This is a genomic window from Caulobacter sp. AVps16, assembly GCF_058681455.1.
This window is the reverse complement of record NZ_CM178739.1, coordinates 1,380,381-1,394,313: the sequence shown is the minus strand read 5'-3', so window position 1 is coordinate 1,394,313 and position 13,933 is coordinate 1,380,381. Positions and strand designations below refer to the sequence as shown.

The following is a 13,933-nucleotide window of genomic DNA, read 5'->3' as shown; positions in this document are numbered from 1 at the left end:
GTTCCCCCGGGCCCCTCGTGTTGCCACTAGGCTCCCGGCGTGCCGGGCCCTATTGCGGCTTCGGATGCGCCGCCTTCCAGTCCATGGCCCGGCGAATGCGCACGCCCACGGCCGGATGATCATAGAACAGGGCTTCCTCAATCTTGCCCGGCGTCGCGGCCCGATACTCGATGGTCTTGACCAGGGCCTTGGCCAGGCCATCGGGCTCGCCGACATGCTCCAGGCTGTAGCGGTCAGCATCGGTTTCGATCTCGCGGATCACCGTATTGAGGATCGGGGTCCCCAACAGGCCCAGCACGGCCAGGATCACCGCGAGAACCGGCAAGCCGGCCGGGTCGGCAATGCCGGTCACGCCGTCGGCGCTGAGCAGCCTTTGCATGGGAGCAAAAAAGCGGTCGACAAGGAAGAAGGCCAGGATCGCTAGCAGACTGAAGATGCCGGTAATCCACAAGCTATGCCCCCGGGCATAGTGACCCATTTCATGGCCGACAACGCCGCGGACCTCGGCCAGATCCGCCCCCTTTTTGAACATGGTGTCGCTCATGGCGATACGCGCAGAGCCGAACAGGCCGGAGACATTGGCGGTATAGGCATTGGATTGCCTGGACCCGTCATAGATGAAGATCTTATCAGAGGGGATGCCGTTGGCCTTGGCCATCTCGACCACCGCGGTGCGCACTTCGCCGTTTGGCGCCGGCGTATAGGTGTTGAAGAGAGGCTCGATATAGATCGGGGCAACCAGCATCCCCAGCACCATGAAACCGGCGCTCAGTCCGCCGGCCCAAAGCCACCACAAACGCCGCGCCTTGCGGATCAGGCCATAGAGGGCAACGAGGAACAGCCCCGTGAAAACGGCCGAAATCAGAAAGGACAGGGCCCCTTCGCCCAGCCAGGCGACAAAGGCCTGGCTGGTCATGCCGTACTGCTTTTCCCGCCACCAGTTGGAGTAGGCCGACCAGGGCAGGTTCAGAAGCCAGTCCATCAGCAGGAAGACGACACCCACGCCAAAACTGGCCAAGAGTGGTCGGCGGCGATGGCCCTCCAGGCGCAAACGCGTGCGCGCCAACACACCCGTTCGCAGGATCAGAAACGCGGACAGAAGCGAGATCAGAAAGCCCCATAGGAGCAGCCAGTGGCCGCCCTGGGTATAGGCCTGCGCCTTGGCATGAACCGCTGGCGACAGTTGCGCCAGATAGGTGGCCGTCGCTGCAGCCGCGTCGAATTTCTGGGACATGGCCCCTCCCCTCTGCATTCTGGACGGGAGAAGGGCAGACTCCGTCCGCAAGGTCAGCTTAATTCCCTGACAGACACTGTCATGTCGTCCGTCGGATGCGCTTGCCACTGGCGAAGGTCGCCGTGGCGTATAGAAATGGACCGCTTGCGGATCTTCGAGGCTTTCATGCGATTCCCCGACCGTCGACACCTTCTACTGGGCGCGGGAGCCCTGACCCTTGCGGCCTGCAGTGACAAGGCGCAGCACGCCGCTACACAGACTACCGCCCAACGCGTTCAGGCCAGCAAGACACTCCGGATCGGGCTGGAGGGCACCTACCCGCCCTTCAACTTTCAGGACAAGGACGGCCAGCTGGCGGGGTTCGATGTCGATTTTGGCAAGGCCTTGGCCGCCCAGATGGGTCTCAAGCCGGTATTCAGTCCTTCGCCCTTCGCCGGCCTGCTGGGTGCGCTGGAATCAAAGCGTATCGACGTCGTGATCAACCAGATCACCATCACGCCGGAGCGCGCGGCAAAGTACGATTTCTCAAAACCCTATACGGTGTCCGGCATCCAGATCATTGTGCTGCGCGGCAAGGCCGGACCCTATTCGCCCGCAGAACTCGCCGGCAAGAAGGTCGGTGTGGGCCTGGGCACCAACTATGAAGCCTGGCTTCGGGCCAATGCCCCCCAAACCGACATCCGCACCTATGATGATGATCCGACCAAGTACCAGGATCTCAGGGCGGGCCGTATCGATGCGGTCCTGAATGACCGGCTGGTGGCCGCAGACTTCGTCAAGAACTCGCCGGAGTTCATAGCCGCCGGCCCGGCCTTCGCACCCCAGAACCAGGGTGTGGCCATGCTGAAGGACCCGGCCATGAAGGTGCTGGTGGATCAGGCTATCGCGGCCATGAGGGCCGACGGCAGGTTGGCAGAGATCTCGCAGACCTGGTTCGGCGCCGACGTTACGCAATAGGCATGAACGCGATAATCGCCCTACTGCTGGAGTCGTCTCCGCTCCTCCTCAAGGGCGCAGGCTATACCGTGGCGCTTAGCCTGATCGGGATGAGCCTTGGCCTGGTGCTGGGCTTTGGCCTTGCCCTGATGCGGCTGTCGTCGAGCGTGCTGTTGCGATGGCCCGCCGCCGCCTATGTCTCGGCCTTTCGCGGCACGCCCCTGCTCGTGCAGCTCTTCCTGATCTATTATGGCCTTCCGCAGTTCGGGATCGAGCTGCCGCCCCTGATTGCGGCCGGGATCGGGTTTTCGCTGAACGTCGCGGCCTATGCCTGCGAAATCCTGCGCAGCGCCATCGCCAATGTCGATCGTGGCCAGTGGGAGGCCGCCACGGTGCTCGGCATGAGCCGCAGCCAGACCATGCGCAGAGTGATCCTGCCCCAGGCGGCCCGCACGGCCGTCGCCCCGCTGTCCAACAGCTTCATCAGCCTGGTCAAGGACACCTCCCTGGCCGCCACGATCCAGGTGCCGGAACTGTTCCGACAGACCCAACTGATCACCGCCCGGACCTTCGAGATCTTTACGATGTATCTGGCGGCCGCCGCGATCTACTGGCTCGTCTCGACCCTACTGGCGGCCGGTCAGGCCATGCTGGAGCGGCGAGCGGCGGAGGGCCGTCGATGAGCACTATCTCGGCTACAGGGCTGATCAAGCGCTTCGACGGGACCACCGTGCTGAACGGTGTCGATATCGAGGTCGCCCAGGGCGAGGTCTTGGCCATCATCGGGCCCAGCGGCTCTGGCAAGTCGACCCTGCTAAGGTGCCTGGCCGGGCTTGAGCTCCTGGACGGTGGATCCTTGCAGATCGCCGGCGTCGAGGCGGCACAGAGCCCTCCACTGGCTCGCGCCCTGAAGGGCCGCGTCGGCTTCGTGTTTCAGAGCTTCAATCTCTTCCCACACCGGACCGCCCTGCAAAACGTTGCCGAAGCGCCGATCATTGTGCGCGGTGAAACTCGTCGATCTGCCGAGGCCCGCGCGAGAGCCCTGCTGGACAAGGTCGGACTGGGTGCCCGGATCGACGCCTATCCGGCCGAACTCTCCGGCGGACAGCAGCAACGATGCGCCATAGCCCGGGCTCTGGCGATGGACCCAGAAGTCATTCTGTTCGACGAACCAACCTCCGCCCTCGACCCCGAACTGGTCGGCGAAGTCCTGGCCGTGATCCGGGAACTGGCCGAAGAACGCCGCACCATGCTGATCGTCACCCATCAGATGGACTTTGCCCGTGACGTAGCTGACCGCACGATCTTCATGGATGCGGGCGTGATCGTCGAACAGGCCCCCTCGCGCGCGCTGTTCGGAGCGCCTAAGGAGGAGCGTACGCGACGATTCCTCGGCAAGGTGGCGACGTCCTGAGCCATATTTTGGCCTTGGGCGCCCTTCACCAGATCGCCGCCAACGCCGCGTGCCATTTAGGCGAGGTCCTGTGAAACCCTATATCGAACTCAAAGGCGCCTCGGGCGCTGTCTATCGCTACAAGCTCGCCGAGGATGCCGACCCTCGCACGACCATCGCGGGCAACTTCGTCTATCTGGACGCCGCTGGTGCCGTGTTGCTTGCCGGTGAGACGAATAATCTGATCGGTGCTGTTTCCCGCTGGGGCGAGGCTCAGAGCCGCCACAGCGCGGCCAGCCTCTATACGCGCCTGAATGTTTCCGGTGCCTCGCGCTCCGAAGAGTATGCCGACCTGATCGCGGCCCTCGATCCCGTGATGAACCGCGAAGCCTAAGCGTCCCCATCCGGCCCCGGGTTCGCTATGGTTGGTCGATGCGACCCGAGATTCTCTTTCCGCTTTACGCGCCGGTCTCCACGCTGAAAGGCGTGGGGCCGCGTGTTGCGCCTCTGGTCGAAAAACTCGCCGGCTCGATCGTCCGCGATGTTCTCTTCACCCTGCCGACAAGCGTGATCCGCCGGACGGCCACAACGGTTGACCGGGCGATCGATGGCCAGGTCCAGACCTTTACGGTCAGCCTTGATGCCCACCAGCCACCAAGCCGGCTGGGGCAGCCTTGGAAGATCCGGGCCTGGGATGAGACAGGCTTTCTGACCCTCACCTGGTTCAAGGGCCATGGCCCGCATCTAGAGCGGCAACACCCTGTCGGCGCACGACGTGTCGTGAGCGGCAAGGTCGAGCGGTTCGGCTCGGAGATACAGGTCGCTCACCCGGAGTATCTGCTGCCTGAGGACCGGGTTGGCGACATCCCGGCCTTTGAGCCGGTCTATCCCGCCACTGCTGGATTGCCGTCGCGGAGCTTTCGCCGGTTCGCCCTAGAGGCCCTCAGCCGCGCTCCCGACCTGGCGGATTGGCTGGATCCCGCCTGGCAGGCTCGCGAGGCCCTGCCGTCCTGGCGAGTGGCCTTTGCCGCCGCTCATGGCCCTGAGGGCGAGGCCGATGTCCATCCGCTCGCGCCGCATCGACGTCGCCTGGCCTATGACGAACTGCTGGCGCACCAATTGGCCCTGGCCCAACGCAAGGCCTCGCGTCGCGCCCAACCCGCGCCGTCGATCGGCCCCAGCCCACTGGCCGCAGACGCAGAAAGGGCCCTGCCCTTCAAACTGACCGGGGCCCAGATTCGGGCCCTCTCGGAGGTCCGCGGTGATCTGGCTTCGGGTCAGCGCATGAGCCGCCTGCTGCAGGGCGACGTCGGCTCCGGCAAGACGGTGGTGGCGATGCTGGCCATCGCCGACGCGGCGGGCGCGGGTCTGCAATCTGCCCTGATGGCCCCCACGGAAATCCTCGCGCGCCAGCACTTTGAGACCATCGCCCCCATTCTTGAGCAGCTGGGCCTGTCGGTGATCCTGCTGACCGGCCGAGACAAGGGTGCCGCACGTGCCAGCAAGCTCTCAGGCCTGGCGAGTGGGGTCCATGCGGTCGCCATCGGCACCCATGCCCTGTTCCAGGATGACGTGGTCTTCAAGGCGCTGGGCTTGTCGATCATCGACGAGCAGCATCGTTTCGGCGTGAACGAGCGGCGGCGCCTGCAGGACAAGGGCCCTGCGGGTGATGGCGGTGGCGTGCACCTGTTGGCCATGTCGGCCACACCAATTCCACGCACCCTGGAACTGACCGTCTTCGGCGACCTTGATGTTTCCCGCATCGACGAGAAGCCACCAGGCCGAACGCCCGTGGCCACCCGTGCTGTTCCCATGCCGCGCCTGCCCGAGATCATCGCCCGTCTGAAGGCAGCGGCCGCCAGTGGGGCCCAGGCGTTCTGGATCTGCCCGCTGGTGTCTGAGTCCGAGAAGATCGACCTGCGCGCCGCCGAGGATCGCGCAGCGGACCTGCGTCAGATCATCGGCTCATCGGTCGGCCTGGTTCACGGACAGATGCCGGCTGCCGAAAAAGATGCCGTCATGGCGGACTTTGTTGACGGCAAGGTCTCGGTTCTGGTGGCTACCACGGTGGTCGAGGTCGGGGTCAATGTGCCCAATGCCAGCATCATGGTCATCGAGCAGGCCGAGCGTTTTGGTCTGGCCCAACTGCACCAACTTCGTGGCCGGGTAGGACGGGGGGCCAGGCCAAGCTCCTGCGTCCTGCTTTATGATCTACCGCTGTCCGAGACGGCCCAGCAACGCCTCGACATCCTTCGCCGGTCGGATGACGGTTTCGAGATCGCCGAGAAGGATCTCGAACTGCGGGGCGGCGGCGATCCGCTCGGTCTCAAGCAAAGCGGATTTCCGGCCTATCGCCTGGCTGACCCAGTTGCCCATCGCGACCTGATCGCAGTCGCCGCTGACGACGCTCGGCTGATCCTGGCCCGCGATCCAGAACTGATCTCGCCCCGGGGCCAGGCCGTCCAGACCCTACAGGCGCTCTTTGACTGGAAACCGACCTCTCCCCAGCATGATGCGGGCTGATCTGGTCGAATGATCCCCCAAGGACCGGTCGAACTGCTATAGTGGCTGAGCGCTGCTCTTCAGCGCACTTTGCACCAGCAGACAGGCCTTATTGGCACCCCGGCCTAGCGTGATCGCGCAAACCGACCGGCGCCTCACCTAAAACTGCGCCGACCCGGACGACTCAATGGCTCAACGCGCCGAAATCACCTGCGCCGCTCAAAACGGCCGCCATAGCACCTATGAGCGGATCACCCATATTGGCGGTGGTGGAGACAAGCCCTGGAAGCTGACCATCAAGGAAGCCATCAAGCTGGTCGATAGCGGCAAGTGGCGCTTTTTCGTGGTGCGCGGCGACGTGGAAGTGAAGGTCGAAGCCCAGACAAGCCGCACCGGCTGCCGCTACCTGAAAACGGCCAATGATCGCAATGAGCCTTTTGACATGCTGACCCTGCCTGATTTCCCGGTCAGCGAGACTGTAGAATCTGCCTGATCAGGCCGTTCCGTCAGGGGCGACGGCGGGCTTGCGGTGGTGCCAGAGGTGGATCAGGCCCGCCAGGGTTCCGCCGACCGCCAAACCGACCACGGCAGATCCCAGGGCAAAGGCGAGCCAACCCGTCACAGCCCCCACGACCGGAACGCGCTGTGCCCAGTGCGACAGGCCCTCGACCCAGGCAGGTATGGGGGTCAGATGGAAGTGTTCCAGGCCGTGGACGATGATCCCACCGCCGACCCAGAGCATGGCGGCAGTGCCTATCAGGGTCAGGGCTTCCATGGTGATCGGCATGGCCTTGACAAGACCCCGGCCCAGGCTCCGCGTGACGGGGTTTTTGCGCCGGGCTAGATGCAGGCCGATGTCGTCCATCTTCACGATCAGACCGACCACGCCATAGACCGCGACCGTCAGGAGCACGCCGACCAGGGCAAGGGCTCCGGCCTGAACCAGCAGGGGCTTGCCCGCGACGTCGGCCAAGGCAATGGCCATGATCTCGCCGGATAGAATCAGGTCCGTGCGGATCGCCCCGTTGACCTTCTGGGCTTCGAGTTCAGGCCCGCTCAGCGCGAGTTCTTCCGGCTCGTCAGCCGTATGCTCGCCGGCCAAGGCCTCAAGAATCTTCTCGGTTGCCTCGAAGGCCAGGTAGGAGCCGCCGACCATCAGGATCGGTGTCACCGCCCAGGGCGCGAAGGCGCTAAGCAGCAAGGCCCCGGGAAGGAGGAACACAAGCTTGTTCCGGAAGGATCCCACGGCGATCTTCCAGACGATGGGCAGTTCCCGGTCCGGCGTGAACCCCATGGCGTAGCCCGGCGTCACGGCCGCGTCGTCGACGACCACGCCGACGGCCTTGGTGCCGGCTTTGCCGGCCGCGCCGGCGACGTCGTCGAGCGACGCTGCGGCGATCTTGGTGATGCCGGCGACATCATCCAGCAAGGCGGCGAGACCAGAGGGCATGGAACTCTCGGCAGGGGTCAGGACTGTGCGTGCCGGCAAGGTGTGGTGATCCGCCGGCAATGTCACTGCGCGATCGCTTGCCTGACGCAGGGTGAGGGCTGAAACCTAGGGCCCATGACCCTTCTGGCTGCCCTGGACCGTCTCGCCCCCCTGCTGTCACCGACCGCGACCGGGACCTTGAACGCCCGCAGGTTGTCAGGCGGAGCCAGCCTGGAAACCTGGGCCTTCGACCTCGACGATGGTACGCCCTTGATCCTGCGACGGCGGCCCGATGGCGCGCCCTCCCGCGAAACCGCAGCGTCCCTGGCACAGGAAGCTGCACTGATCGCGGCCGCTGGCCGTGCAGGCGCGCCCGTGCCGATCGTTGAGCGCGTCTGCGCGCCCGAAGACGGTCTCGGCGAAGCCTTCGTCATGAGACGCCTCGAAGGCGAAACCCTCGGCAAGCGCATAGTCCGCGACGCGGCCTTTGATACGATCCGTCCCAGCCTTGCTCAGCGCTGCGGCGAGGTGCTGGGCCAGATCCATAGTGCCCCCTTGGAAGCCTTGCCACCCTTGGCCACCTCCGACGCACGCGGGGAACTGGCCCGCTATGAGGAGATCTATCGCCAGACTGACGCCCAGCGACCGACCTTCGAGGCGGCCTTTCGATGGCTCGAGGCTTCGGCCCCAGAGCCGGTGGCCCCCGTCCTGGTCCACGGCGATTTTCGCAATGGCAACCTGATGATCCATCCCGAGCAGGGCCTGGTCGGCGTGCTGGACTGGGAACTGGCCCATCTCGGGGATCCGGCCGAGGACCTGGGCTGGATCTGCGTAAACTCCTGGCGATTTGGCCAATGGCGCAGACCGGTCGGCGGCTTCGGCGACTATGAGGCCCTGCTGGAGGGCTATGCCCATACCCGCGGCAGTGAGATTCCACTGGCGCGACTGCAATTCTGGCAAGCTCTGGGCACCCTGAAATGGGGCGTCATGTGCCTGATGATGTATTCCAGTTTCGCGACCGGTGCGGATCCCTCGATCGAACGGGCAATGATCGGGCGCAGGGTGAGCGAGACAGAAATCGATCTTGTCCGACTGATGGAGATCATGCCGTGATCACCTGCCCCACGGCTGACGAGCTCCGGTCCGCGCTCACCCTGTTCGACCAGGACCCAACGCCTCCCTCAGACCCCCGCCGCCAGTTCCTGGCCAGGGTCGCCGACAATGCTCGCGCCCTGCTCGACCGCGAATCCGCCTTGGGAGACATTGCCCAGGCCGAAGAGCAGGCTCGGCTCAGGGACCTGCTGGACTTGGACGGACCCATCGAAATGATGAACCACCGCCTCTGCCAGGACCTCAAGGCCGGTGTGATCTCGCCCCGGGCTCCGGCCTTGCTGGCGCATCTTCGTGCAACGGCGATCGCTCGTATCGCGATCGACCAGCCAGGCTATAGCGGGCTGGAGGCGCTGCTGGCTGGTTGAGTGGAACTGTTGACCAATGCGCCGACCCTCTCCAGGGCATCGGCCTCGATATCGGCATAGAACAGATTGAAACCATCGACCTTGCGGCGATCAGCCCAGGAGCCGGCATCCCGCAAGGCCGTCGACTTGGGGCGACTGGTATGCAGCAGACCGCCCTCGCACCCGGCCGAGACCTGCCGCTGCAGGAAGGCCGGGCGTGCGCCCCACTCCAGGCCCGTGGCATTGGCCGCACCCTGGTTCATCTTCGCGGGCGCACGATCTTCGCCCAATCCGCCCAACAAGGGATTGAAACACAAGGCCAGGCGACCGTTCAGGTCGATCAACTGGTCGCCGGCATCCCAGATCAGGGAGCGATGGGTCATTTCCTGCATGCGCTGGAAGTCGCCATCCTGGACCGAAGCCCACGCTGCGACACAGCCCGTTTGCCCCCGCCGCTCGCAGGCCGGCAGTAGCGAAGCCGGACCATACTCCTCCGCCGGCACAATGGTTTCGATCAAATAGGCTGCGGCGAGACGCTGCCGGATCGCCGGAACCGCAGCTATCTCCTCGCGCAACAGTCGGGCAGCCATCGCGCCACCTTGTTCCACCCCAACGACGACAAAGGGTCGCCCCCTATTGTAGCGGGCCAGATAGAGCCTGAAGGCCGCGCGCACATCGCCATAGGCGAAGCGCCGCGCTTCCCGCGCATCATCCCGGAGCGTGAGATAGGTATAGAGGCTGGCCTGGCGATAGCGCGGCGCGAAGACCCGGCCGACGCGATAGAACGGTCCGGCATAGTTGGGCAGCACGACACGGTTCAGGAACTTCTGGGCCTTGGGCTGGTCGATGGCCCCATTCCAGTCCTGGCCGCCATCGAATGTGGTCGGATGGACAAAAAACACATCCACGGGCGGATCGGAGAGCGCCGGGCTGGTCGGATCCTTGGGCCGCAGAGCCCAGGCCGAAGCCTGGGCGTAGTTCGGCGGCGGCGGCGGCTTGTAGGTCAGGAAGGGGACCTTGGGATCCAGGGCATTGCTCAGGATGTCGTATCGCCAGACAAAGGCAGCCGCGACCAGCAACGCCAGCAGCAGAACTGCCCCCGCGAAGATCCAGCGCTTGAAGCCCTTTAAAGCATCACCCATGGCCTTGGGTACACCAAGGCCGGCCGGCGTTTAAGCCCCCTCCTGCCCGATGATCGCCACCGAACAGACATTGCTGGCCGGTGCCCCGCCCAGATTGTGCGTCATGCCGAAGACAGGGTCCTTCAACTGGCGCTCACCGGCCCGGCCCTGCAGCTGCAGGTACATTTCGTAGAGCATCCTCAGGCCCGAGGCTCCGATCGGGTGGCCGAAACACTTCAGACCGCCGTCGATCTGGCAGGGCACACCGCCATCGGCGTCATAGAAGCCGTCCATCACGTCGCGCCAGCCCTGGCCCTCGGGCGAGATGAACAGGTCCTCCATCGTCACCAGCTCGGTGATCGAGAAGCAGTCGTGCACCTCGATCATCGAGATCTGCTCACGCGGCCGCTCGATGCCGGCCTCGCGATAGGCCTTGCCGGCGGCGATGCGGGCGGTGTGGAAATGGCTGCCGTCCCAGCCGTTGTACTGGCTCTCATAGCCGTTGGAGACCGACAGCTGGATGGCCTTGACCATGGTCAGGTTCTTCTTGCCCATCGCCTTGGCGATCTCGGGCGTGGTGACGATGGCGCAGGCCGCGCCGTCCGACACGCCGCAACAGTCAAACAGGCCCAGAGGCTCGGCGATCATCGGGGCGTTCAGCACTTGATCGACCGTCACAGCCTTCCGGAGATGCGCCTTTGCGTTCTTGGCCCCGTTGGCGTGGCTCTTGACCGAGACATGCGCGATCGCGCGCTTCAGGTCGTCCTTGGACACCCCGTGCTTGGCGCGATAGGCGCTGGCAAGCTGGGCGAAGTTGCCGGGGGCCGAGCCATTGGGCATGACCTGAGGCATCAGTGTGCCAGGATTGGCGACCGGCAGGCCGCCATAGCCGGTGTCCTTCAGCTTCTCGACGCCAAGGGCGATGGCGATATCGGCAGCGCCGGAGGCCACGGCATAGACCGCGCCCCGGAAGGCTTCCGAGCCCGAGGCGCAGAAGTTCTCCACCCGGGTCACGGCGATATTGGGCAGACGCAGGGCGATCGACATCGGCGTGCCGCCCTTGCCCGTGCCCATCTCATCGACGTGGGTGGAGAACCAGGCCGCGTCCAGCTGGCTGGGTTCGATACCGGCGTCGCTCATGGCTTCGATATAGGCCTCGACCATCAGGTCGTCGGGACCGCAGTCCCAGCGCTCGCCGAACTTGCTGCAACCCATGCCCAGGATGGCGACCTTGTCGCGGATGCCTTGCGCCATGTTCGTGTCTCCTATTCGGCCGCGACGGCGGTTTGAGCGGCCTGGGCGGAGCGATCCGGCGCGGCCTTCCAGAAGTAGCGGACGAACCCGCGCTTCTCGTCGATATCCTTGATCCGGAACACCATCTTGACCGGCAGGCCGGTGTCGACGTCGCCGGGCGACACGTCGGTGATGTCCATCATGATCCGGCCGCCGCCCTCGAAGACGATCATGCCGTAGTGGTTGGGCGGGGCCATTGAGAACGTCAGATAATCCGCCGAATAGCTCAGCACGGAGGCCTTGCGCTCTGCGAAGCGGTACGGCTCCTGGGTGTCCAGGGCGGGCTTGTTTGGGGCCACCGAGATCCGGGTGCGCGGGAACTGCACGACCCCGGTCTCGCGACAGCGGCCACCGACCAGACCCAGGATCATGTCCTCATTGCGATAGAGGGTGGTCAGGGCCGTCTTGTTGTCCTTCTCCGCCCGCATGCCCTTGTCCCACTCGACCAGGCCATTGAACATCAGGAACTTCAGATAGTTGGTCTCTTCCTGACGGTCAGCGAGCGAACCACTGACGCCCCGAGCCGGCTTGGTGTTTGCAACGCCGGTGGCCCGGAAGACCAGGGCGTCAGCACCCTGACCGAACTGGGCAACGACGATGATCTCGCCGGCCTTGGCCTGTTCCAGCGCATGGGCCAGCATCAACGGACCGTGAGCTGAGCCTGCCTCGCCCAGCACCGCGGCAAGGTTGTCGCGCACCGCTTCGGCTGGAATGCCCAGGGATTTGGCCAGGGTCGCAGCCATGCCCGCAAAGGTCGACGGGAAGCAGAAATGGGCGACCTCGGCGGCGGTGACCTTGGCGGCCTCCAGGGCTCGCTTAACGGCCGGGGGGACCAGCTTGACGATGCCCTCGTCGCGGATCCAGCGTTCCTCCCAGGCATAGTCAAAGCCGCCGTCATTGCCCCGGAAATGGTCGACGAAATCGTCTGTGACGCTGCCGCGTCCGAGGAAGTCTGCAGCGCCCCCTTCGGCGGTGATGACAAAGGCCGCAGCACCATCGCCGCAATCCAGCTCCAGGGCCGATACTGCGCGCGCCTTGCGGCGCTCGCCGGCAACCACCAGGGCTGACCTGGCCGATCCGCCAGACACCGAGTCCAGGGCCTGGGCCAGGGCGGCAAGCCCGCACCGCTGCGAGCCGGTGACGTCGCTGGCGGAAATGGACTTCTCGAGGGTCAGGGCCGCGGAGACCACGCCGGCATTCAGTCGATCGGCGAAGGGGGCCGTCGTGGAGGCGAAGTACAGGGCGTCAATGTGAGACCGGTCGTCGGCGGGCCCAAGGGCGTCGCGGGCGGCCTCGACGGCCATGGTCAGGGCGTCCTCATCCCAGTTGGCCATGGCCCGTTCGCCCTTGCCTTTGCCGACGAGGTTCGGGGCGACCCAGGCATTGGCTGTGACCACCGCCTTGCGGCTCAACCGCAGGCGCGGTGCATAGGCTCCCCAGGCGGCGATGCCGACCATGACTCCATCCCTTGAACTTGTCTCGTTGGGAGCAGCCTAGGCGCCGGTGCCGGGGGTCTTCAAGCGTGCCGCTTCGTCAAGCTCCGTCAGGTTTTCTGACCGGCATGGTCAGCGATAGGGATCGTCTGTCGCCAGGAAACCCGCGACATAGTCCTCTACCCCGTCCTCAAGGCTGGTCATCGGCGCGACATAGCCCGCCGCCCTGAGCCGATCCATGTTGGCCTCGGTGAAGTACTGGTACTTGCCCCGCAATACTTCGGGCATGTCGACATAGCTGATGTCCGGCCGCTGGCCCGCCGCGCGGAAGGTCGCCTCGGCCAGATCCTTGAAGGCCCGCGCCCGGCCCGAGCCCAGGTTGTAGACGCCATTGACCTGGGGATTGTCCGAAAGCCAGCCGACGATATCGGCGACATCGCGGACATAGACAAAATCACGCAGTTGCCCGCCGTCGGCATAGTCAGGATGGTGCGACTTGAAGAGCTTGACGCCCTCCCCCGCCGCGACCTTGGGCCAGATCTGGGCGACCACCGACTTCATGCCGTCCTTGTGGTCCTCGTTGGGCCCATAGACGTTGAAGAATTTCAGACCCGCCCATTGCAGAGGCGCACGGCCCCGGGACGCTTCGCGGACGGCATAGATGTCGAACAGCGCCTTGGACCAGCCATAGGCATTGAGGGGCCGCAGGGCCTTGAGCGACTCGATATCGTCCCGGCCGTCAAAACCAAGGCTTCCGTCGCCGTAGGTCGCCGCCGAAGAGGCATAGATCAGCCGGCGGCCATGCTCGGCACACCATTCCCAAAGGTCGCGCGACAGCACGAAATTGGACTGGATGATCTTGTCGGCATCCGGCTCGGTGGTCGAGGATACCGCGCCCATGTGGATCACCAGCTCAACGTCGCCACCCCGTTTGGCCAGCCAGGCGAACAGGTCTTCCGGAGCCACGAAATCGGCGATCGGCGACTTGGCGAGATTGCGCCATTTGCCGCTCTCAGCCTCGCGCAGGCGATCACAGACCACAACGTCGATGGCCGGATCCTCGCACAGGCGCGCGACGATGTTGGAGCCGATAAAACCGGCGCCGCCGGTGACGAGGACGGTGCGACGGGTCATG

14 protein-coding genes are annotated in these 13,933 nt (G+C 64.9%); 8 read left to right on the top strand and 6 right to left on the bottom strand.

What is annotated here, in order from left to right; all coding sequences use genetic code 11:
* Window positions 1-49: 49 nt before the first annotated feature.
* The gene (locus ACW17U_RS06780; RefSeq protein WP_492055316.1) at window positions 50-1,234 is read right to left on the bottom strand and encodes a M48 family metallopeptidase; all 1,185 of its coding nucleotides are present in this window, start codon (window positions 1,232-1,234) and stop codon (window positions 50-52) included.
* Window positions 1,235-1,399: 165 nt separating this feature from the next.
* Here ACW17U_RS06780 and tcyJ point away from each other — a divergent pair, with 165 nt between their 5' ends.
* From tcyJ to ACW17U_RS06750, 6 genes are all read left to right on the top strand, one after another.
* A complete protein-coding gene (gene tcyJ, locus ACW17U_RS06775; protein WP_492055315.1) occupies window positions 1,400-2,191 on the top strand; it encodes a cystine ABC transporter substrate-binding protein in 792 nt (263 codons plus the stop codon).
* 2 nt (window positions 2,192-2,193) lie between these two features.
* Window positions 2,194-2,853, top strand: coding sequence for a cystine ABC transporter permease (gene tcyL, locus ACW17U_RS06770; RefSeq protein ID WP_062146741.1), 660 nt, complete (start codon window positions 2,194-2,196; stop codon window positions 2,851-2,853).
* The gene (locus ACW17U_RS06765) at window positions 2,850-3,584 is read left to right on the top strand and encodes an amino acid ABC transporter ATP-binding protein (RefSeq protein WP_492055314.1); all 735 of its coding nucleotides are present in this window, start codon (window positions 2,850-2,852) and stop codon (window positions 3,582-3,584) included. The genes tcyL and ACW17U_RS06765 overlap by 4 nt, the downstream gene beginning before the upstream one ends.
* Before the next feature lie 70 nt (window positions 3,585-3,654).
* Window positions 3,655-3,957, top strand: coding sequence for a hypothetical protein (locus ACW17U_RS06760; RefSeq protein ID WP_062146745.1), 303 nt, complete (start codon window positions 3,655-3,657; stop codon window positions 3,955-3,957).
* A 38-nt stretch (window positions 3,958-3,995) separates the two neighbouring features.
* Complete coding sequence (gene recG / locus ACW17U_RS06755) at window positions 3,996-6,086, top strand: ATP-dependent DNA helicase RecG (protein ID WP_492055313.1); 2,091 nt, start codon at window positions 3,996-3,998, stop codon at window positions 6,084-6,086.
* 166 nt (window positions 6,087-6,252) lie between these two features.
* Complete coding sequence (locus ACW17U_RS06750) at window positions 6,253-6,558, top strand: DUF3892 domain-containing protein (RefSeq protein ID WP_062146749.1); 306 nt, start codon at window positions 6,253-6,255, stop codon at window positions 6,556-6,558.
* Here ACW17U_RS06750 and ACW17U_RS06745 read toward each other — a convergent pair whose 3' ends face one another.
* On the bottom strand, window positions 6,559-7,515 hold the full coding sequence (locus tag ACW17U_RS06745; RefSeq protein WP_062146751.1) for a DUF808 domain-containing protein: 957 nt from the start codon (window positions 7,513-7,515) through the stop codon (window positions 6,559-6,561).
* 114 nt (window positions 7,516-7,629) lie between these two features.
* On the opposite strand from ACW17U_RS06745, the gene ACW17U_RS06740 reads away from it, so the two are divergent.
* Window positions 7,630-8,607, top strand: a complete 978-nt coding sequence (locus tag ACW17U_RS06740; protein ID WP_492055312.1) for a phosphotransferase family protein — start codon at window positions 7,630-7,632, stop codon at window positions 8,605-8,607.
* Window positions 8,604-8,972: a DUF6285 domain-containing protein gene (locus ACW17U_RS06735; protein WP_062146755.1), complete on the top strand. Its 369-nt coding sequence runs from the start codon at window positions 8,604-8,606 to the stop codon at window positions 8,970-8,972. Before ACW17U_RS06740 ends, ACW17U_RS06735 begins: the two co-directional genes overlap by 4 nt.
* On the opposite strand, the gene ACW17U_RS06730 is transcribed toward ACW17U_RS06735, so the two are convergent.
* The 4 genes from ACW17U_RS06730 to rfaD all read right to left on the bottom strand — a co-directional run bounded on the left by ACW17U_RS06730 (window position 8,939) and on the right by rfaD (window position 13,932).
* Entirely contained in the window at window positions 8,939-10,093 is a 1,155-nt protein-coding gene (locus tag ACW17U_RS06730; protein ID WP_492055311.1) for a DUF3089 domain-containing protein, read from the bottom strand. The two genes, ACW17U_RS06735 and ACW17U_RS06730, sit on opposite strands and share 34 nt — an antisense overlap.
* Before the next feature lie 30 nt (window positions 10,094-10,123).
* The gene (locus tag ACW17U_RS06725) at window positions 10,124-11,326 is read right to left on the bottom strand and encodes an acetyl-CoA acetyltransferase (protein ID WP_492055310.1); all 1,203 of its coding nucleotides are present in this window, start codon (window positions 11,324-11,326) and stop codon (window positions 10,124-10,126) included.
* Between the two features lie 11 nt (window positions 11,327-11,337).
* Window positions 11,338-12,822 carry a hydroxymethylglutaryl-CoA synthase family protein gene (locus ACW17U_RS06720; protein ID WP_492055309.1) on the bottom strand — a complete coding sequence of 495 codons (1,485 nt, stop codon included), beginning with the start codon at window positions 12,820-12,822 and terminating at the stop codon, window positions 11,338-11,340.
* A gap of 108 nt (window positions 12,823-12,930) precedes the next feature.
* Window positions 12,931-13,932, bottom strand: a complete 1,002-nt coding sequence (gene rfaD, locus ACW17U_RS06715; protein ID WP_492055308.1) for an ADP-glyceromanno-heptose 6-epimerase — start codon at window positions 13,930-13,932, stop codon at window positions 12,931-12,933.
* Between the last annotated feature and the right edge of the window lies 1 nt (window position 13,933).